Origin of the sequence: Sphingomonas sp. PP-CE-3G-477, assembly GCF_003050745.1 — a bacterium.
Lineage (GTDB): Bacteria > Pseudomonadota > Alphaproteobacteria > Sphingomonadales > Sphingomonadaceae > Sphingomonas.
Genome location: NZ_QAOF01000001.1, coordinates 433429 through 450823, shown reverse-complemented (window position 1 = coordinate 450823; position 17395 = coordinate 433429). Strand labels below are relative to the sequence as shown.

The 17395-nt window shown below is 66.6% G+C and carries 17 protein-coding genes and 1 tRNA gene; 9 read left to right on the top strand and 9 right to left on the bottom strand.

Annotated elements, in window-relative coordinates; translation table 11 throughout:
* Positions 1–12: 12 nt before the first annotated feature.
* From C8J45_RS02085 to C8J45_RS02075, 3 genes are all read left to right on the top strand, one after another.
* Positions 13–906 (top strand): SDR family oxidoreductase, encoded by an 894-nt coding sequence (locus C8J45_RS02085; RefSeq protein ID WP_107961676.1) that lies wholly within the window; start codon positions 13–15, stop codon positions 904–906.
* Between the two features lie 240 nt (positions 907–1146).
* On the top strand, positions 1147–2280 hold the full coding sequence (locus C8J45_RS02080) for a PepSY domain-containing protein (protein WP_107961675.1): 1134 nt from the start codon (positions 1147–1149) through the stop codon (positions 2278–2280).
* Positions 2277–2498: a hypothetical protein gene (locus C8J45_RS02075; RefSeq protein WP_107961674.1), complete on the top strand. Its 222-nt coding sequence runs from the start codon at positions 2277–2279 to the stop codon at positions 2496–2498. The genes C8J45_RS02080 and C8J45_RS02075 overlap by 4 nt, the downstream gene beginning before the upstream one ends.
* Before the next feature lie 35 nt (positions 2499–2533).
* Here the strand turns inward: C8J45_RS02075 and C8J45_RS19395 are convergent, their stop codons facing one another.
* On the bottom strand, positions 2534–3199 hold the full coding sequence (locus C8J45_RS19395) for a hypothetical protein (RefSeq protein WP_219907319.1): 666 nt from the start codon (positions 3197–3199) through the stop codon (positions 2534–2536).
* A gap of 112 nt (positions 3200–3311) precedes the next feature.
* Here C8J45_RS19395 and C8J45_RS02065 point away from each other — a divergent pair, with 112 nt between their 5' ends.
* Both C8J45_RS02065 and C8J45_RS02060 read left to right on the top strand, forming a co-directional pair.
* Positions 3312–3980 (top strand): response regulator transcription factor, encoded by a 669-nt coding sequence (locus C8J45_RS02065; RefSeq protein ID WP_107961673.1) that lies wholly within the window; start codon positions 3312–3314, stop codon positions 3978–3980.
* Entirely contained in the window at positions 3977–5359 is a 1383-nt protein-coding gene (locus C8J45_RS02060; RefSeq protein ID WP_258191228.1) for a HAMP domain-containing sensor histidine kinase, read from the top strand. Before C8J45_RS02065 ends, C8J45_RS02060 begins: the two co-directional genes overlap by 4 nt.
* A gap of 18 nt (positions 5360–5377) precedes the next feature.
* On the opposite strand, the gene C8J45_RS02055 is transcribed toward C8J45_RS02060, so the two are convergent.
* The 5 genes from C8J45_RS02055 to C8J45_RS02035 form a co-directional block, all read right to left on the bottom strand.
* Entirely contained in the window at positions 5378–5836 is a 459-nt protein-coding gene (locus tag C8J45_RS02055) for a MaoC family dehydratase (protein WP_107961672.1), read from the bottom strand.
* The gene (locus C8J45_RS02050) at positions 5836–7674 is read right to left on the bottom strand and encodes an acetyl/propionyl/methylcrotonyl-CoA carboxylase subunit alpha (RefSeq protein WP_107961671.1); all 1839 of its coding nucleotides are present in this window, start codon (positions 7672–7674) and stop codon (positions 5836–5838) included. The genes C8J45_RS02055 and C8J45_RS02050 overlap by 1 nt, the downstream gene beginning before the upstream one ends.
* A 159-nt stretch (positions 7675–7833) precedes the next feature.
* Complete coding sequence (locus C8J45_RS02045; protein WP_107961670.1) at positions 7834–8316, bottom strand: DUF4440 domain-containing protein; 483 nt, start codon at positions 8314–8316, stop codon at positions 7834–7836.
* Between the two features lie 4 nt (positions 8317–8320).
* Positions 8321–9922 carry a carboxyl transferase domain-containing protein gene (locus C8J45_RS02040; RefSeq protein WP_107961669.1) on the bottom strand — a complete coding sequence of 534 codons (1602 nt, stop codon included), beginning with the start codon at positions 9920–9922 and terminating at the stop codon, positions 8321–8323.
* A 148-nt stretch (positions 9923–10070) separates the two neighbouring features.
* A complete protein-coding gene (locus tag C8J45_RS02035) occupies positions 10071–11237 on the bottom strand; it encodes an isovaleryl-CoA dehydrogenase (RefSeq protein WP_107961668.1) in 1167 nt (388 codons plus the stop codon).
* 123 nt (positions 11238–11360) lie between these two features.
* Between C8J45_RS02035 and C8J45_RS02030 the strand changes: the two genes are divergently transcribed.
* Entirely contained in the window at positions 11361–12254 is an 894-nt protein-coding gene (locus tag C8J45_RS02030) for a LysR family transcriptional regulator (protein WP_107961667.1), read from the top strand.
* Positions 12255–12300: 46 nt separating this feature from the next.
* Here C8J45_RS02030 and C8J45_RS02025 read toward each other — a convergent pair.
* Both C8J45_RS02025 and C8J45_RS02020 read right to left on the bottom strand, forming a co-directional pair.
* Positions 12301–12376: transfer RNA gene (locus C8J45_RS02025), tRNA-Ala, on the bottom strand.
* 82 nt (positions 12377–12458) lie between these two features.
* Positions 12459–12785, bottom strand: coding sequence for a TIGR02300 family protein (locus tag C8J45_RS02020; RefSeq protein ID WP_031395784.1), 327 nt, complete (start codon positions 12783–12785; stop codon positions 12459–12461).
* Positions 12786–12884: 99 nt separating this feature from the next.
* Here C8J45_RS02020 and aroA point away from each other — a divergent pair, with 99 nt between their 5' ends.
* Both aroA and cmk read left to right on the top strand, forming a co-directional pair.
* Positions 12885–14219 (top strand): 3-phosphoshikimate 1-carboxyvinyltransferase, encoded by a 1335-nt coding sequence (gene aroA / locus C8J45_RS02015; protein ID WP_107961666.1) that lies wholly within the window; start codon positions 12885–12887, stop codon positions 14217–14219.
* A gap of 1 nt (position 14220) precedes the next feature.
* Positions 14221–14859 (top strand): (d)CMP kinase, encoded by a 639-nt coding sequence (cmk, locus tag C8J45_RS02010; protein ID WP_107961665.1) that lies wholly within the window; start codon positions 14221–14223, stop codon positions 14857–14859.
* 279 nt (positions 14860–15138) lie between these two features.
* On the opposite strand, the gene C8J45_RS02005 is transcribed toward cmk, so the two are convergent.
* The gene (locus C8J45_RS02005; RefSeq protein ID WP_056486791.1) at positions 15139–15396 is read right to left on the bottom strand and encodes a SemiSWEET family transporter; all 258 of its coding nucleotides are present in this window, start codon (positions 15394–15396) and stop codon (positions 15139–15141) included.
* A 276-nt stretch (positions 15397–15672) separates the two neighbouring features.
* Here C8J45_RS02005 and rpsA point away from each other — a divergent pair, with 276 nt between their 5' ends.
* A complete protein-coding gene (gene rpsA, locus C8J45_RS02000; RefSeq protein WP_056060414.1) occupies positions 15673–17391 on the top strand; it encodes a 30S ribosomal protein S1 in 1719 nt (572 codons plus the stop codon).
* The last annotated feature ends 4 nt before the right edge of the window (positions 17392–17395 follow it).

The following is a 17395-nucleotide window of genomic DNA, read 5'->3' as shown; positions in this document are numbered from 1 at the left end:
CAGGAGCAACCCATGGCCGACCGGCTCACGATGCAGGATCCGCGCACGCAATATCCGCAGCCCCCCTTCCCGCAACAGCCGCAGGAAGCACCGGGGATCGCGTCGAAGATGGACCCGAAACCCGATCACGGCGAAACGAGCTACAAGGGCTCGGGCAAGCTGTCGGGGCGCAAGGCGCTCATCACCGGCGGCGACAGCGGCATCGGCCGTGCCGCGGCGATCGCCTATGCGCGCGAAGGCGCCGATGTCGCGATCGTCTATCTCCCCGCCGAAGAGGCCGATGCGAAGGAAGTCGTCGCGCTGATCGAGGCGGAGGGGCGCAAGGCTCTCGCGCTTCCCGGCGACGTGAAGGACGAATCGTTCTGCCGCGCCGCTGTCCAGCAGACGGTGGATGCGTTCGGCGGTCTCGACGTGCTGGTCGTCAACGCCGGGCGCCAGCAGACGCGGCCGACCGTCGCAGACATCTCGACCGACGATTTCGACCAGACGATGAAGACCAACGTCTATGCCTTGCACTGGTTCGTGCAGGCCGCCGTCCCGCATCTTCCCGTCGGTGCTGCAGTGGTCACGACGGCGTCGGTGCAGGGCTATGATCCGTCGGACAATCTGCTCGACTATGCGACCACCAAGGCGGCTATCGTCGCGTATACCAAGGGACTCGCCAAGCAGCTGATCGAGAAGGGCATTCGCGCCAACGTCGTCGCACCGGGGCCGTTCTGGACGGTGCTTCAGCCCAGCGGTGGCCAGCCGCAGGAGTCGGTCGAAACGTTCGGATCGAAGAGCCATTTCGGGCGTCCGGGCCAGCCGGTGGAGATCGCGCCGGTGTATGTGCTGCTCGCCTCGCAGGAGGGGAGCTACATCACCGGTGAAGTCTACGGCGTCACCGGCGGCGCCGGGGTGGCCTGACCCCTGATCCTCCCCCGCCAGGGGGGGGTGGCTGGCCCTTGCCAGACGGAGGGGGAGGCAAGGATCACCGTCGTTGCGCGTTCCTCCCCCTACGACACCTTCGGTGCCACCTCCCCCTGGCGGGGGAGGATACCTAAGACGCCTGCTCAATCCCGCTATTGCACATCGTTATCAAATCTGTACCTGTGCGCTGGTGACCGCCCAGCAAATCATACCCCTCGGCAAGACCGCTCCCCGCGCATGACCCGCGGCACGATCAAGACCTGGTATCTCGTCCACAAATGGACGAGCCTGATCTGCACCGCGTTCCTGCTGATGCTCTGCGTGACCGGCCTGCCGCTGATCTTCGACGAGGAAATCGACGCCTGGCTTGACCCGCCAGCGCCCATGGCGACGCTGCCAGCCAACACGCCGTCGCTGTCCCTAGACGCCATTCTGGCCAGAGCGGCGAAGGCCGCCCCTGGCGAAATTCCGCTCTACGTCAGCTTCGACGACGAGCGCCCCATCGTCTACGTGACGACCGGCCCGACGGCCGATGCCGCCCCCGCAGCGATGCATTTCCTCGCGTTCGACGCGCGCACGGGCACGAAGATGCCCCCCTATGTCCCTGGCGTGATGGCGTTCATCCTGAAGCTCCACACCGACATGCTCCTCGGCTTCTGGGCGGAGATCTTCCTCGGCGTGATGGGCCTGCTCTTCTTCGCCGCGATCGTCTCGGGCGTCGTGCTCTACGCACCGTTCATGGCCAAGCTCGACTTCGGGACCTTGCGTCGAGGGCGCAGCAAGCGGCTCGGCTGGCTCGATCGCCACAACCTGCTCGGCATCGTCACGCTCGCCTGGGCGAGCGTCGTCGGCGTGACGGGCACGATCAACACTTTCGTCGTGCCGATTACCGGCATCTGGAAGGCGAACGGCCTCGCCGGAATCATCGCCAGCGAGGCACGGACGCCATTGCCCGCCCAGCGCGCCTCGGTGCAAGCCGCGCTCGACGCGGTGCAGCGCGAGGCACCCGAGATGAAGCCGCAGTTCATCGCCTTCCCCGGCGTCGTCTTCAGCAGCCACCATCACTACGCCGTCTTCCTGAAGGGCGCGACGCCGCTGACGTCGAAGATGTTGCTGCCCGGCTTCGTCGATGCGGCGACCGGACGGCTCGACGCGGTCGTGCCGATGCCGTGGTACATGCAGGCGATGCTGCTCGCACAGCCGCTGCACTTCGGGAACTACGGCGGCCTCGCGATGAAGATCATCTGGGCGATCTTCGACATATTGACGATCATCGTGCTCGGCAGCGGGCTGTATCTTTGGCTGCGTCGTCGCGGCGGTCCGAGCGACCAGCGCGTCCGCGAAGTCGTGATGGCGGGAGAAATCGCATGACCCACAAGACCAACGGCCAGATCTTCGCGTTGCCGATCCTGCTTGGCGTGTCGACCGTCGCGGGGCTCGGCGCAGGCCTGATCGGCGACGGCGTCTGGGATGTCGGCGCAGGCCTGCTGCTCGCGCTGCCGCTGGTCGTGACCGGCCGCTACTGGGTCCGCCCGCCCGAACCAGTGCTGCGCCGCCAACAGCTCCGGACCGCACCGATACGCCGATAACGCGGGGCCGGCATGATACCGGCCCCGCGCTGATTTCAGGTCGCTGGCGTGGCCTGCTGGGCGGGTGCAGTTGCCGGCGTCCCCGCTGGAGCAACTGGCGCCGGAGCGACTGCACCATTCGCCGTGGACGGAGGCGGTGCCATACCGGCGGACGGCGGCGGGGGCGCCCCCGGACCGCGATCCGGACCGCCAGGACCATCGCGGCCGGGGCCATCACGATCTGGCCCATCTCGGCCGGGACCATCAGGACCATCGCGGCCAGGCCCATGCGGGCCATGCCGCGGGCCCCCGACCGGGCCGAGCGCCGTCACCTTGCCGCCGGGCGCGACCAGGAACGAGGCGTGGACGAAGCCATCCTCGAACCGGCCCTGGATCGTCACCGGCTGACCGGCCGCAACCAGATTGCCGCCCTCGCCATCACGTCCGAGATCGACCAGCGCGCGGCCGGTGCTATCCGCCATCACGAACTTGTTGCCGTATTTTTCGGCGACCCGCCCGCGGATCGTGACGATCCCATCGGACTGGAGCGAGCGGATCGCGGTCGGCGTAGCGGGTGCCATCGTCACGCTCGGGCGTGTTGCGGCAACCGTGACGGCACCCGCTGCACCACCGACGACGAGCAGGCCGGCCGCGGCGAGCGCAAGGCGGTTGCGGCGGAAGTCGAAGCGCGTCTTCGGGGCGGTATGGGAATGGTCGGTCACTTGGGTCGTTCCTCTCGTTGGTTGACGAATCACCGTCTAGGCCCGCGCTGCCGACGCCCGCTGAACCAAGCCGTTCAGATTCCGTTGGGGTCTCAGGCATAGGGATAGGCGCATGCGGGTATTGTTGGTCGAGGACGATGTGGCGATCGCCGATGGGCTGGCGCGGGCGTTGCGTGCCGAGCATTTCGCGGTGGACGTCGCCAGCAACGGCGAGGACGGCGGGCATCTGGGTGCGACCGAACTGTACGACGCTGCCGTGCTCGACCTCGGCCTGCCCAAGCGCGACGGCCTGTCGGTCTTGCGCGACTGGCGCGCGGCGGGACGCGACCTGCCCGTCCTGATTCTCACCGCCCGCGACGGCTGGTCGGAAAAGGTCGAGGGGTTCAAGGCCGGCGCGGACGACTATGTCGTGAAGCCGTTCCGCGTCGAGGAGGTCGTCATGCGACTTCGCGCACTGGTCCGTCGCGCCGCCGGCCACGCGGCATCGCGAGTCACCTGCGGGCCGCTGACGTTCGATGCGCAACTTGGCACGTTCGAGCTGAACGGCCTGCCGCTGAAACTCACTGCCTTCGAATGGCGCGTCCTCTCCGCGCTGATGTTGAGACGGGAAGTAGTGATCGAGCGCGCCGACCTGATCGAGCGCGTCTACGAAGGCGATGCGGACGTCGACTCGAATTCGATCGAGGTCATCATCGGCCGGCTGCGCCGGAAGATCGGTCCGCAGATGATCGAGACGGTGCGCGGTCGTGGGTATCGCCTGACCGCGGATACGGCGCCATGACGATGCGCCGCCGCTCTGTCATTCCCCGATCGCTGTTCGGACGCATGCTCGCGATCTCGGCGATCTCGACGCTGCTTGCGCTGATATTCGCAGGCGTGACGATCGGCCATGTCCTCGAACGGTTCGTGATGCACGGCCTCGACGACCGGCTCGATGCGCAGGTGTCGGTGCTCGCACGCGCGGTCCGCCCGGATGCGACCCTCGACCGGACGCGCATCGTCAACCTGCCCGGTTTCGACCAGCTCGGTTCGGGGTGGGCTTGGCAGGTCGAAGGACCCGCTGGCAGCTGGCGGAGCACCGCCATGTCGCTCCGGATCGCGCCGGGCCAGATCGCGCCGGGCCAGATCGCGCCGGGGGGCCCACGCTTCGACGGTCGGCGGGACGATAATGGCCCACGTCCCGGCGAAGGCCGCGGAATGCGTGGTGAACGGCTCCATTCGCGAACGCTGACGGTGACGACCCGGCTCGGCCCCGTGACGATAGCGGCGTTCGGCCCGCGTCGGATCGTCGAGGCGCCGCTGCGTGAGGCGATGATCCCGCTGCTTGGCTCGCTCGCCCTGCTTGGTGTCGGCCTGGCACTCGCCACGCTCTTGCAGTTGCGGATCGGGTTCAGACCACTGCGCGATCTGCGCCTCTCGCTCGCCGCGGTACGCGCCGGCACCGAACGTCACGTGCCCGCCGACCAGCCCGGCGAACTAGAGCCTCTCGTCACCGAACTGAACGCGCTGATCGACCAGAACGCTGCCGGGCTCGCGCATGCCCGCCAGCATGTCGCCAATCTGGCGCATGGCCTGAAGACCCCCCTCGCCGCGCTTTCACTGCAGCTTGCAGAGGCGAACGCGGACGACGACGTGCGCGACATGGTCGACCAGATCGATCGTCGGATACGCCACCATCTCGGCCGCGCTCGCGCCGACGCTGCCGGCAGCGGAGCGCGCGTGCAGACCGCGCTCGCCCCCGCGATTACCGACATCGTCGCCGTGCTGCGCCGTATCCACGCCGAGCGGCCGCTCCGGATCGAGATTGCCGTCGCCGACGAGATGTCGGTCGCGATCGATCCGCAGGATCTGGACGAGATGATCGGCAATCTGCTCGACAATGCCTGGCGCCATGCATCGACCGCCATCGCGCTGACCGCCGTGGCGGAGGGCGCTTTCGTCTCCCTCGCCATTGCCGATGACGGACCTGGTCTGAACGAGATCGCGGTGGAACAAGCGCTCCTGCCGGGCCGCCGCCTCGACGAGAGCGAGGGGGGGCACGGCTTCGGCCTGTCCATCGCGCGCGAGCTAGCCGAGTTGAACGGCGGTAAACTCACGCTCGGCCGGTCCGCCGAGCTTGGCGGTCTGGCCGCGTGCCTGATCTTACCTGTCCGGAACTGAACGGGCGACCTTTACCCGCTATCCAGCCGCTACGCGCCGCGCGATCAGGGCGGCGCGCAGGCATTGGCAGACGATCTCGTCGCGCTGGTTGATCAGCCGATGCGTGAAGGTGACGATGCCCGCGTTCGGGCGCGACTTGCTGGGCTTGAGGTCGGTCACTTCGGTTTCGCAGCGCATCGTGTCGCCGATGAAGACGGGCTTCGGGTGTACCAGCTTGTCGTAGCCGAGGTTCGCGACGAGCGTGCCGAGCGTCGTCTCGCCGACCGACAGCCCGACCATCAGCGCGAAGGTGAAGGTGCCGTTGACGAGGATTTGGCCGAACTCGCTCGCCTTGGCGGCCTCAATGTCGAGGTGGAGCGGCTGCGGGTTGTGCGTCATGGTCGAGAACAGCAGGTTGTCCGTCTCGGTCACGGTGCGGCGGATCTCGTGCTCGATCCGGTCGCCGATGCTCCACTCGTCGTAATAGCGTCCGGCCATCAGCTATCCTTCTCGATGCGGACGAGCATGGTGCCCTCGGTCACCTGCCCGCCCTCGATTGCGTTGAGGTCCGCGACGATGCCGTCGAACGGCGCGGTCAGGGAGTGTTCCATCTTCATCGCCTCAAGCGTGACGAGCTTCTGGCCCTTCGCGACGGTATCGCCGGCCGCGACGTCGACCGCGATGATGCGGCCGGGCATCGGCGACAGGATCGCACCATCGGCCGCTCCGCCTGCAACGACTCCGGATGCGCGCCAAGGCTTGAGCTGCCAGGTCTGGCCGGCTTCGGAGATCAGAACGTCTTCGAACACCGACGTCGTTCCGGCCTGTCCGTCGAGATCGACCTCGACCGGTTCGCCGTCCAGCAGGAACGTCGCGCTACGACGCGGCGCGGCGTTGAGACGGAAGCCGGCGATCGGATCGGCGGAGACGAGCGCGCCTGCGGCATCGGCCAACGCCTCTTCGGTCGGGTGCGTCGGCGGCATGAGCGCGTCGCCTTCGCGGGCGATCAGCCCGGTGTCGAGCGTGCCCGCGACGAAGTCGGGATGGTCTAGCGCCTCGACGAGGAACCCTGCGTTGGAGCGGACCGGCCAGACGACCGCGCCGTCGAGCGCATACGCGAGGGCTTCGCGGGCAGTCTCGCGGTCTTCGCCCCAGGCGATGACCTTGGCGATCATCGGGTCGTAGAAGGGCGAGATTTCCGCGCCCTGCTCTACCCCGGTATCGACGCGAGCGCTGGTGCCGAGGTCGAAGCGTTCGAGCGATCCGATCGACGGCAGGAACCCCTTGGCGGGATCCTCGGCATAGAGCCGCGCCTCCATCGCCCAGCCGTCGATTACCAGTTCGTCCTGACGCTTGGGCAAGGGCTCGCCGGACGCGACGCGGAGTTGCCATTCGACGAGGTCCTGGCCGGTGATCTCTTCGGTGACCGGGTGCTCGACCTGCAACCGGGTGTTCATTTCCATGAACCAGATGCGGTCGGCGCGGAGGCCTTCGCTGGCGTCGGCGATGAACTCGATCGTGCCGGCGCCGACGTAATCGACCGCTTTGGCGGCCTTTACCGCTGCGGCGCAGATGGCGTCGCGAGTGGCGGCATCCATGCCGGGTGCGGGGGCTTCCTCGATCACCTTCTGGTGGCGGCGCTGGAGCGAGCAGTCGCGTTCGAACAGGTGGACGACGTTGCCGTGGCTGTCGCCGAAGACCTGCACCTCGATATGGCGCGGCGAGAGGATGTATTTCTCGATCAGCACGTCGGTGTTGCCGAACGACGAGGCCGCTTCGCGCTGACACGAGATGAGCGAGTCGGCGAACTCTTCGGCCGTATCGACGCGGCGCATGCCCTTGCCGCCGCCGCCGGCTACCGCCTTGATGAGGACGGGGTAGCCGATCGCGTCGGCCTCCGTCTGCAATCGGTCTTGGGACTGGTCTTCGCCGAGATAGCCCGGCGTGACGGGTACGCCGGCGGCGATCATGCGCTGTTTCGCGGCGTCCTTGAGGCCCATCGCGCGGATGCTGTCGGGGTTGGGGCCGACCCAGATCAGCCCGGCGTCGAGCACGGCTTGCGCGAAGTCCGCGTTCTCCGACAGGAAGCCGTAGCCGGGGTGGATAGCCTGCGCGGCGGTCGCCTTCGCGGCGGCGATGATGCGGTCGCCGACGAGGTAGCTTTCGCGTGCCGGGGAGGCGCCGATGTGCACGGCTTCGTCGGCCTGGCGGACGTGGAGCGCGTTCGCGTCGGCGTCCGAATAGACCGCGATCGTGCGGATGCCGAGCGCCCTTGCGGTGCGGATGATGCGGCAGGCGATCTCGCCGCGGTTCGCGATCAGGAGCGATTCGATCATCGGTTCAGCCGAGTGAAGTATAGAAAGTGTAGACGCTCACGCGATGTGCACTTCGTGTTGGAAAGGGCGCCGGGGGCTTGGATATCGACGGACGGGATCGGCTGTTTCAGCATGGCGATCCCGGCATAGGCCGATACGGGCGATGTAGGACAGAGCATGTCAGTTCGCGCAGCCGGTGGTGCGCTTCGACCAGGTGAGGTTGGCGATCTTCCAGCGGCCGGCTTCGCGGACCATGTCGAAATGGTCGGTGCCGCAATGCGAGACCTTGCCGTCGATCGTGAAGACGTAGGGCGACCAGACCATCGCGATGTCGCCGTCGATGTCGACCGCCGGATCGGTGAGGCGTTCGGCGTAGCGTTCGGGGCCGGGCTTTATCATGGCGGCGAACGCTGGCCAGGCCATGCGGCGGATGGTGCGCGTGCCGTCGGGCTTTTCCTCGGCAACGGTGGCGCCGCCGTCGGCGCGGACCTGGGCGAGGATCGCCTGCCCGTCGCGCGCTGCCAGCGCGGCGAAGAGCGCGTCGATCGGGATCATGACGCCGGCCTCTTCGGTCATTGCCGCGGGCGGCAGGCCGGTGCCCTTGACGATCGGCTGGACCGGGGTGATCTGTCCGGCGGCGAGGAGAAGTGACAGCAGGATCATCGGGTTACATCCTGAACACGCCGAACGCGGGGCGTTCGGGGATGGGAGCGTTGAGCGTCGCGGCGAAGGCCAGGCCAAGCACGTCGCGCGTTTGGGCGGGATCGATGATGCCGTCGTCCCAGAGACGCGCGGTGGCGTACCAGGGGTTGCCCTCGTCCTCGTATTTCTGGCGGACGGGCGCCTTGAAGGCTTCGGCCTGTTCGGGCGTCCAGCTGTCCGCGTCGCGGTGGACGGTGGCGAGGACCGAGGCGGCCTGCTCGCCGCCCATCACGCTGATCCGGCTGTTGGCCCAGGTGAACAGGAAGCGCGGCGAATAGGCGCGGCCGCACATGCCGTAATTGCCCGCGCCGAAGCTGCCGCCGATCAATACCGTGATCTTCGGGACGGTCGCGGTGGCGACGGCGGTGACGAGCTTTGCGCCATGCTTGGCGATGCCCTCCGCCTCGTATTTGCCGCCGACCATGAAGCCGGAGATGTTCTGGAGGAACAGCAGCGGGATGCGGCGCTGGCAGGCGAGTTCGATGAAGTGCGCGCCTTTCTGAGCGCTTTCGCTGAACAGCACGCCGTTGTTGGCGAGGATCGCGACCGGGATGCCCCAGATATGCGCGAACCCGCAGACGAGCGAGGTGCCGTAGAGCGCCTTGAACTCGTGGAACTCGCTGCCGTCGACGAGGCGCGCGATGACTTCGTGGACGTCGTAGGGCGCGCGGACGTCGCTGGGGACGATGCCGTACAGCTCTTCGGGGGCGAACTTCGGCGGTCTGGGCTGCTGGAGGTTCACCGCGGTCTGCGCCTGCGGTTGCAGCGTCGAGACGATGTCGCGGACGATCGTCAGCGCATGCTCGTCGTTCTCGGCGACGTGATCGACCACGCCCGAGCGGCGGCCGTGCGTGTCGGCACCGCCCAGTTCCTCGGCCGAGATGACCTCGCCGGTCGCAGCCTTCACGAGCGGCGGGCCGGCGAGGAAGATCGTCCCCTGCCCGCGGACGATGATCGTCTCGTCGGACATTGCGGGGACGTACGCGCCGCCCGCGGTACAGCTGCCCATGACGCAGGCGATCTGCGGGATACCGAGCGCGGACATGTTGGCCTGGTTGAAGAAGATGCGACCGAAGTGATCGCGGTCGGGGAAGACCTCCGCCTGATGCGGCAGGTTGGCGCCGCCGCTGTCGACGAGGTAGATGCAGGGGAGCCGGTTTTCCTGCGCGATCTCCTGCGCGCGGAGGTGTTTCTTGACGGTGAGCGGGAAGTAGGTGCCGCCCTTCACCGTCGCGTCGTTGCAGACGATCATGCACTGGCGGCCGGACACGCGGCCGATGCCGATGATCAGGCCGGCGCCGGGGACTTCGTCGTCGTACAGGCCGTTGGCGACGAGCTGGCCGATTTCTAGGAAGGGCGAGCCGGGGTCTAGCAGGCGTTCGACGCGGTCGCGCGGGAGGAGCTTGCCGCGGGACGTGTGGCGCTCGCGGGACTTGGCGTTGCCGCCCAGCGCGGTGCGGGCGACGTCCTCGCGGAGGGTTTCGGCGAGGGCACGGTTGTGGGTCGTGTTGGCGCGGAAGGTTTCGCTGTCGGGGGACAGCGCGGAGGTAAGGACGGGCGCGGTCATGCCAATCCTCCCCGGCACGGGGAGGGGGACCGTTCGTCCGCTTGGGCGAAGGGTGGAGGGGGGCTTCCGCCGGCGTTATGTGCGGGGTGAGCCCCCTCCACCGCTACGCGGTCCCCCTCCCCGTGCCGGGGAGGATTTGCGGTGGCCATTATTGCGCCACCTTGGGGGCGGCCCCGATGAGTTCTCTGCCAATTAGCATGCGGCGAATCTCGTTCGTCCCGGCGCCGATGTCGAGCAACTTCGCATCCCGCATGAACCGCTCGACCGGCCAGTCCTTGGTATACCCTGCCCCGCCGAGCGCCTGGATCGACTCGAGCGATACCTTCACCGCGCTCTCGCTCGCCAGCAAGATCGCGCCCGCTGCGTCGAACCGGGTCGTCTTGCCCGCATCGCATGATTTCGCCACCGCATAGACGTACGCGCGCGCCGAACTCAGCGCGACGTACATGTCGGCGACCTTCGCTTGGATCAGCTGGAACTGGCCGATCGCCGTCCCGAACTGCTTCCGCTCGCGCACATACGGGATCACGACGTCGAGGCAGGCCTGCATGATGCCGAGCTGAATCCCAGCCAGCACCGCGCGCTCATAGTCGAGGCCCGACATCAGCACGCCGACGCCGCCATTCTCCGGACCCATGACGTTCTCGAACGGCACTTCGCAATCGGTGAAGACGAGTTCGGCCGTGGGCGAGCCACGCATACCCATCTTGTCGATCTTCTGGCCGATCGCGAAGCCCGGCATGTCCTTCTCGATCAGGAACGCGGTGATCCCGCGCGAGCCCTCGCCGGTCTTCGCATAGACGACCAACGTGTCGGCATAGGCCGCGTTGGTGATCCAGAACTTCGTGCCGTTGAGGACGTAGCCCGTGTCGGTCTTCACCGCTTTCAGCTTCATCGAGACGACGTCGGAACCCGCGCCCGCCTCGGACATGGCGAGGCTGCCGACGTGCTCGCCCGACACGAGCTTGGGGAGGTACTTGGCCTTCTGCTCGGGGTTGCCCCAGCGGCGGATCTGGTTGACGCACAGATTCGAGTGCGCGCCGTAGCTCAAGCCGATTGAGGCGGACGCGCGCGAGACTTCCTCGACCGCGACGACGTGTTCGAGATAGCCGAGGCCGAGGCCGCCAAATTCCTCCTCGACGGTGATGCCATGCAGCCCGAGTTCGCCCATCGCCGGCCACAGCTCGCGCGGGAACCAGTCGTCGGCGTCGATCTTCGCGGCCAGCGGCGCGATCTTGTCGGTGGCAAAGCGGTGCGTGCTCTCGCGGATCATGTCCGCGGATTCGCCGAGCGCGAAATCGAAATCGGGTATCATGCAGCCTCTCCAGACCTTGTGTTGCGACCGTGATACTCGGTCGCGGTCCCCAAGAGAAATTGATACGACCGAACACATGCGATAGACACCGTCTATGGCTGCACTCGCTATGATCGGACGCGCATGATCGAGCGCTATGTGTTGCGCTATTTTCTGGCGGTCGTGGACCAGGGCAATTTCACGCGTGCCGCCGCGCAGTGCCGGATCTCGCAGCCGACGCTGTCGGTCGGGATCGCCAAGCTGGAGGCGTCGCTCGGCCAGACCTTGTTCCTGCGGACCAACCGGCGAATCGAACTTACCCCCTCGGGCACGCGGTTCGCGGTGCATGCGCGCCGGATCGAAGCCGAGTTCGCCGCTGCCGAGCGGGATTTGCAGGACACGGCGCCTACCAAGCTCGTCCGCCTCGGGATCGCGACGACGTTGCCGCCGTCCTGGATCGCTGCGGCGCTAGGCCGGGCGCGACGCGCGTCCACCACCGAACGCCTCGAAGTGGTCGAGGGACGGAGCAGCGAACTCGTCGCGCTGCTCGATCGCGGGCGGATCGACGTGATGCTCGGCGCGATCGGCGACGATCCGCGCGGTCGCGTGCTGTTCGAGGAGGGATTCGCGGTCGCGGTGGCGAGCGACCACCGACTGGCCGGACGCGCCACGCTCGCGGTCGCCGACGTCGCCGAGGAAACGATGATCGTCCGCCGCCACTGCGAAGCGCTGGCCGAGACGAGCCGCTTCTTCACCGCCCGCGGCGTGCGACCGTTCATGGCCGCCCGCACCGTCAGCGACGACCGCGCGCTGACCTATGTCCGCGCAGGGCTAGGGATGACGATTATGCCGCTGAGCTTTGCCAGCGAGGGCATCGCGATGATTCGGTTGACGGGCTTCGATCCGACACGGCGCGTCGGCGTGCTAGTGGCCAACGATTCCGCCTCCCGCATCGAGGGAAGCGTCATGGTCGCGGCGATCGAGGACACGTTCAGGGACCTGCACACGGCGGGGGCCGGTGCCGACGATCTCGACTGACGCTATATAAAAAGCGGTACCGGCGGACCGGTCATCAACGGAGGAATGGTGGAGCCGAGGGGGATCGAACCCCTGACCTTTCGCATGCCATGCGAACGCTCTCCCAGCTGAGCTACGGCCCCATTCCCGTTGGGAGGCGGGTCACTAACCGGACCCGCCCGGGTTGGCAAGCGGCGTAAATGCCGCCTGCCAAATTTATTGCACTTAACGCTCGTGCTCGTCCTGCGGCGTCTCGACGCCGAGGTCGTCGTCGCCGCCGAGATCGACTTCGTCGTCGGCCGACGGCTCTTCGTCCTCGCCGGTGATCGAGGCGATGTCCTCTTCCTCGTCACCCTCGAGATCCGCGTCGGGCTTCTTGGTGTCGGGCTTGGCGACCTCGAACGGCAGCGGCTGCTTCGACTTCAGGATGGGCTCGGGCTCCCACGCATACCCGCATTCGATGCAGGTCACGGGGTCGGCTTTTTCGAGGTCGTAGAAACGCGTCGCGCATTTCGGGCACGAACGCTTCGTGCCCCATTCCGGCTTGATCATGCCGATAGAACCTTTCGGATGAATGGATTGCGGGGGGATACCCTCGCAAAGTGGGCGCGCCTTGCCATAGCGCAAGGCCACTGTCAAAAGCCCGGCCCCATGGCACACCCCCTCCCCACTTCGATGGACGTCGTCGCGCGCGGTCCTCTGACCGGTTCGATTGCGGTCCCCGGCGACAAGTCGATCAGTCACCGCGCCTTGATGTTCGCGAGCCTCGCGGTCGGCACCAGTCGGATCGAAGGGCTGCTGGAGGGCGAGGACGTGCTCGCCACGGCTGCTGCGATGCGCGCGATGGGCGCGACGATCGAGCGCGGTGAGGACGGCATCTGGGTCGTCGACGGTGTCGGCGTCGGTGGATTGCTCCAGCCCGAGACCGCGTTGGAGATGGGCAATTCGGGGACGTCGACGCGGTTGCTAATGGGGCTGGTGTCGAGCCATCCGATCACCTGCACCTTTACCGGCGACGCGTCGTTGTCGGGACGTCCGATGGGGCGCGTGATCGAGCCGCTTTCGCAGATGGGGGCGGACGTCACGTCGTCGCCGGGCGGGCGGCTGCCGTTGATGGTGCGCGGGATGTGTCCTTCGGTGCCGATCGAGTACACGCTGCCGGTCGCTTCGGCGCAGGTGAAGTCGGCGATTTTGCTCGCGGGCCTAAACACGCCGGGGATCACGCGGGTCATCGAGCCCGTCGCGACGCGCGATCATAGCGAGCGGATGCTGACGGGGTTCGGTGCGAAGCTGACGGTGGAGGAGACGAACCAGGGCCGCATCATTTCGATCACCGGCGAAGCGGACCTGAAGCCGCAGGATATCGTGGTGCCGGGCGATCCGTCGTCGTCGGCGTTCTGGCTGGTGGCGGCGTCGATCGTGCCGGGGTCGGATATCGTCGTTCGCAACGTCGGGCTGAACCCCACGCGGATCGGGATCATCACGGCGCTGCGGATGATGGGCGCGGATATCACCGAGCTCGATCCGCGCATCGTCGGCGGCGAGCCGGTCGCGGATCTGCGCGTGCGGCATGCGCCGCTGACCGCGATCGAAGTGCCGGCCGATCTCGCGCCGAGCATGATCGACGAATATCCAGTGCTGTTCGTCGCCGCCGCGTTCGCGACCGGTACGACCATCGCACGCGGCGCCCATGAGTTGCGGGTCAAGGAATCGGACCGGATCACGACGATGCGGATCGCGCTCGAAGCCTGCGGCGTGCCTTGCGAAGAATTCGAAGACGGCATGGCGATCACCGGGTCGGGCGGCGCGGCGATTCGCGGTGGCGCTCGGATTGCCTCGAAACTCGACCACCGCATCGCAATGAGCATGGTGGTGGCTGGACTTGGCGCGCTTGAGCCCGTCACGATCGATGATGTATCGCCGGTGGCGACGAGCTATCCCGTGTTCTTCCGGTCGCTCGACGCGCTTACCGGCCGGGGGAAGTAAGATGATCATCGCAGTCGACGGTCCGGCGGCATCGGGCAAGGGCACGATCGCGCGTGCCTTGGCCAAGCATTACAAGCTGCCGTATCTCGATACCGGGCTGCTCTACCGGGCGGTTGCGCTGAGCGTGGCGCGGATGGGGCTCGATCCCGAGACCGAGGCCGACGCGGTCGCGGCGTGCGATTTCGGCGATGCGCTGTTGAGCGATCCGGCGTTGCGTGATGACGATATCGGCGCGCTGGCGTCGGTGGTGTCGGCGCATCCTCTGGTCCGCGCGGCTTTGCTGCACCGGCAGAAGCGGTTTGCGGCGCAGGAGGGTGGCGCAATTCTCGACGGGCGCGACATCGGCACGGTGATCGCGCCGGATGCGGATGCGAAGCTGTTCGTGAAGGCTACGCCGAATATTCGCGCGCAGCGTCGGCATGCGGAGTTGCAGGCTCGGGGGGGGACTGCGAGCAAGGATCGGGTGCTGGCGGATATTCGGGCTCGGGATGCTCGGGATAGTGGGCGGTCGACCGCGCCGCTGGTGATGGCGGCGGATGCTGCGTTGCTGGATACTAGTTTTCTGTCGATCGAGGCTTCGGTGCAGCGGGCGGTTGCGTTGGTTGAGGCGCAGCGGGCGAAGAAGTCCGCTTCGGTTTAGTCTCTACCCTGTCCTCATCGGCGACCACCCCGGCGAAGGCCGGGGCCCAATTGGAACGTCCGCGGTAACGAAGCGTGATCCTCAGTTAGTGCCGTCCCCCAATTGGGCCCCGGCCTCCGCCGGGGTGGTTGCTCTGTTGGGAGGAGCTACCGCAACCCAACCCTGTTTCCCCGCGAAGGCGGGGACCCAGACTGGGCTCCCGCCTTCGCGGGAGAACAAGGAAGCGGGGGTTGCCGTACGCCGTAATCCCCGCCGCCTACAGCTCCGTCACCCCCTGCCCTAAAGCGCAGTAACCAGCGCCACTGCCCCGAACACCACCCCCGGAAAATTAGCCACGACGATCGGCCAGTCCCGCTTGTCCTTCAGAAACCCGTACCCGACCCACAGCGCGCAATTCACCATCGTCGCGAACGGCTGGACCACCGATCCCTTCTGACCCGCAAGGTTCAGCATGATCTGGTCGATGTACGACAGGTACATCACGATCGCCGTCACGGTGGCGACCCAGCCCAGCACGAGAATGCCGCGTTCGTTCAAATCTTCGCTCCTGTTGTGAGCGGCCCCTAACGAAGCAGCGGCGAACTTGCTCCGAGACGGGGTTTCGGCTATACGGAACCGTCTGGCGAGCGATGCTCGTGGAGGAAGGCGCGGAGACCCTCGAGTCTCACGCGCCGTTTTCGCATTCAGCGTCTACGTCCTCCGCGCCTCGTGCCGTCCGGATGCCGCGTTCGACGTTCGGTCGTCGCGGCAACGAAGGCCAAGACCAGCGGACCCAACCGCTTGGCCGGAAACAGACTAGGATTACTGAATTCTATGGCAACCCAGGTAATGCCGACCCGCGACGATTTCGCGGCGATGCTGAACGAAACGCTCGGCGATGCCGACAGCTTCGAGGGCCGCGTGGTGCATGGCACCGTGACCGGCATCGAGAACGACATGGCCGTCATCGACGTCGGTCTGAAGTCGGAAGGCCGCGTGCCGCTTCGCGAATTCGCAGCGCCGGGCCAGAAGGCTGACCTCAAGGTCGGCGACGAAGTCGAAGTCTATGTCGACCGCGTCGAGAACGTCCACGGCGAAGCGATGCTCAGCCGCGATCGCGCCCGTCGCGAGGCCGCATGGGACAAGCTGGAAACCGAATTCTCCAAGACGACCCGCGTCGAAGGCGTCATCTTCGGCCGCGTGAAGGGTGGCTTCACCGTCGACCTGAACGGCGCCGTCGCGTTCCTGCCCGGTTCGCAGGTCGATATCCGCCCCGTGCGCGATGTCACCCCGCTGATGGATATCCCCCAGCCGTTCCAGATCCTGAAGATGGACCGCAAGCGCGGCAACATCGTCGTGTCGCGTCGCGCCGTTCTCGAAGAGACGCGCGCAGAGCAGCGTTCGGGCCTGATCCTCAGCCTGGCCGAGGGCCAGATCATCGACGGCGTCGTCAAGAACATCACCGATTACGGTGCGTTCGTTGATCTCGGCGGCATCGATGGCCTGCTGCACGTCACCGATCTCAGCTACAAGCGCGTGGGTCACCCGAGCGAAGTCCTGAACATCGGCGACACGGTCAAGGTGCAGATCATCCGCATCAACAAGGACACCCAGCGCATCAGCCTCGGCATGAAGCAGCTGGAGAGCGATCCCTGGGATGGCGCGATGGTCAAGTACCCGGTCGGCGCGAAGCTCACCGGCCGCGTCACGAACATCACCGAATATGGTGCGTTCGTCGAGCTGGAAGCGGGCATCGAAGGCCTCGTCCACGTGTCGGAAATGTCCTGGACCAAGAAGAACGTCCATCCGGGCAAGATCGTGTCGACCTCGCAGGAAGTCGACGTCATGGTCCTCGAAGTCGATTCCGAGAAGCGTCGCATCTCGCTCGGCCTCAAGCAGGCTCAGGCCAATCCTTGGGAGGCGTTCGCTGCCGCTCATCCGATCGGTTCGACCGTCGAAGGCGAAGTCAAGAATGCGACCGAATTCGGTCTGTTCATCGGCCTCGACAACGACGTCGACGGCATGGTCCACATGTCCGACATCGCATGGGGTGTTTCGGGCGAGGACGCGCTCAACCTGCATCGCAAGGGTGAGACCGTCGAAGCCGTCGTGCTCGACATCGACGCCGAGAAGGAGCGTATCTCGCTCGGCATGAAGCAGCTCGAGCGCGGCGGGCCATCGGCCGGCGGCATCGCAGCAGCAGGCGACAAGCTGAACAAGAACGCGATCGTTACCGTGACCGTTCTCGAAGTACGCGACGCAGGGCTGGAAGTGCAGCAGGGCGACGATGGCGCGACCGGCTTCATCAAGCGCACGGATCTGGGTCGCGATCGCGACGAGCAGCGTCCGGAGCGTTTCCAGGTCGGCCAGAAGTTCGACGCGATGGTCACCGGCTTCGATCGTTCGAAGAAGCCGACCTTCTCGATCAAGGCCATGCAGATCTCGGAAGAGAAGCAGGCTGTCGCTCAGTACGGTTCGTCGGACTCCGGCGCGACTCTGGGCAACATCCTGGGCGAGGCTCTCAAGGCCCGCACGGACGCCGAGAAGAAGTAAGCTC

Excerpts from the sequence above, each read along its gene's own strand:
- C8J45_RS02055 (WP_107961672.1), bottom strand. The coding sequence starts at position 5,836 with ATGGCCGGACGCTATTACGACGAGTGGAGCATCGGCGACCGGATCGAG.
- C8J45_RS02030 (WP_107961667.1), top strand. The coding sequence starts at position 11,361 with ATGATCGAGCGCTATGTGTTGCGCTATTTTCTGGCGGTCGTGGACCAG.
- C8J45_RS02035 (WP_107961668.1), bottom strand. The coding sequence starts at position 11,237 with ATGATACCCGATTTCGATTTCGCGCTCGGCGAATCCGCGGACATGATC.
- C8J45_RS02075 (WP_107961674.1), top strand. The coding sequence starts at position 2,277 with ATGACCCACAAGACCAACGGCCAGATCTTCGCGTTGCCGATCCTGCTT.
- C8J45_RS02020 (WP_031395784.1), bottom strand. The coding sequence starts at position 12,785 with ATGATCAAGCCGGAATGGGGCACGAAGCGTTCGTGCCCGAAATGCGCG.
- C8J45_RS02080 (WP_107961675.1), top strand. The coding sequence starts at position 1,147 with ATGACCCGCGGCACGATCAAGACCTGGTATCTCGTCCACAAATGGACG.
- C8J45_RS02060 (WP_258191228.1), top strand. The coding sequence starts at position 3,977 with ATGACGATGCGCCGCCGCTCTGTCATTCCCCGATCGCTGTTCGGACGC.
- C8J45_RS02085 (WP_107961676.1), top strand. The coding sequence starts at position 13 with ATGGCCGACCGGCTCACGATGCAGGATCCGCGCACGCAATATCCGCAG.
- aroA (WP_107961666.1), top strand. The coding sequence starts at position 12,885 with ATGGCACACCCCCTCCCCACTTCGATGGACGTCGTCGCGCGCGGTCCT.
- C8J45_RS02040 (WP_107961669.1), bottom strand. The coding sequence starts at position 9,922 with ATGACCGCGCCCGTCCTTACCTCCGCGCTGTCCCCCGACAGCGAAACC.
- rpsA (WP_056060414.1), top strand. The coding sequence starts at position 15,673 with ATGGCAACCCAGGTAATGCCGACCCGCGACGATTTCGCGGCGATGCTG.
- cmk (WP_107961665.1), top strand. The coding sequence starts at position 14,221 with ATGATCATCGCAGTCGACGGTCCGGCGGCATCGGGCAAGGGCACGATC.
- C8J45_RS02065 (WP_107961673.1), top strand. The coding sequence starts at position 3,312 with ATGCGGGTATTGTTGGTCGAGGACGATGTGGCGATCGCCGATGGGCTG.
- C8J45_RS02045 (WP_107961670.1), bottom strand. The coding sequence starts at position 8,316 with ATGATCCTGCTGTCACTTCTCCTCGCCGCCGGACAGATCACCCCGGTC.
- C8J45_RS02050 (WP_107961671.1), bottom strand. The coding sequence starts at position 7,674 with ATGATCGAATCGCTCCTGATCGCGAACCGCGGCGAGATCGCCTGCCGC.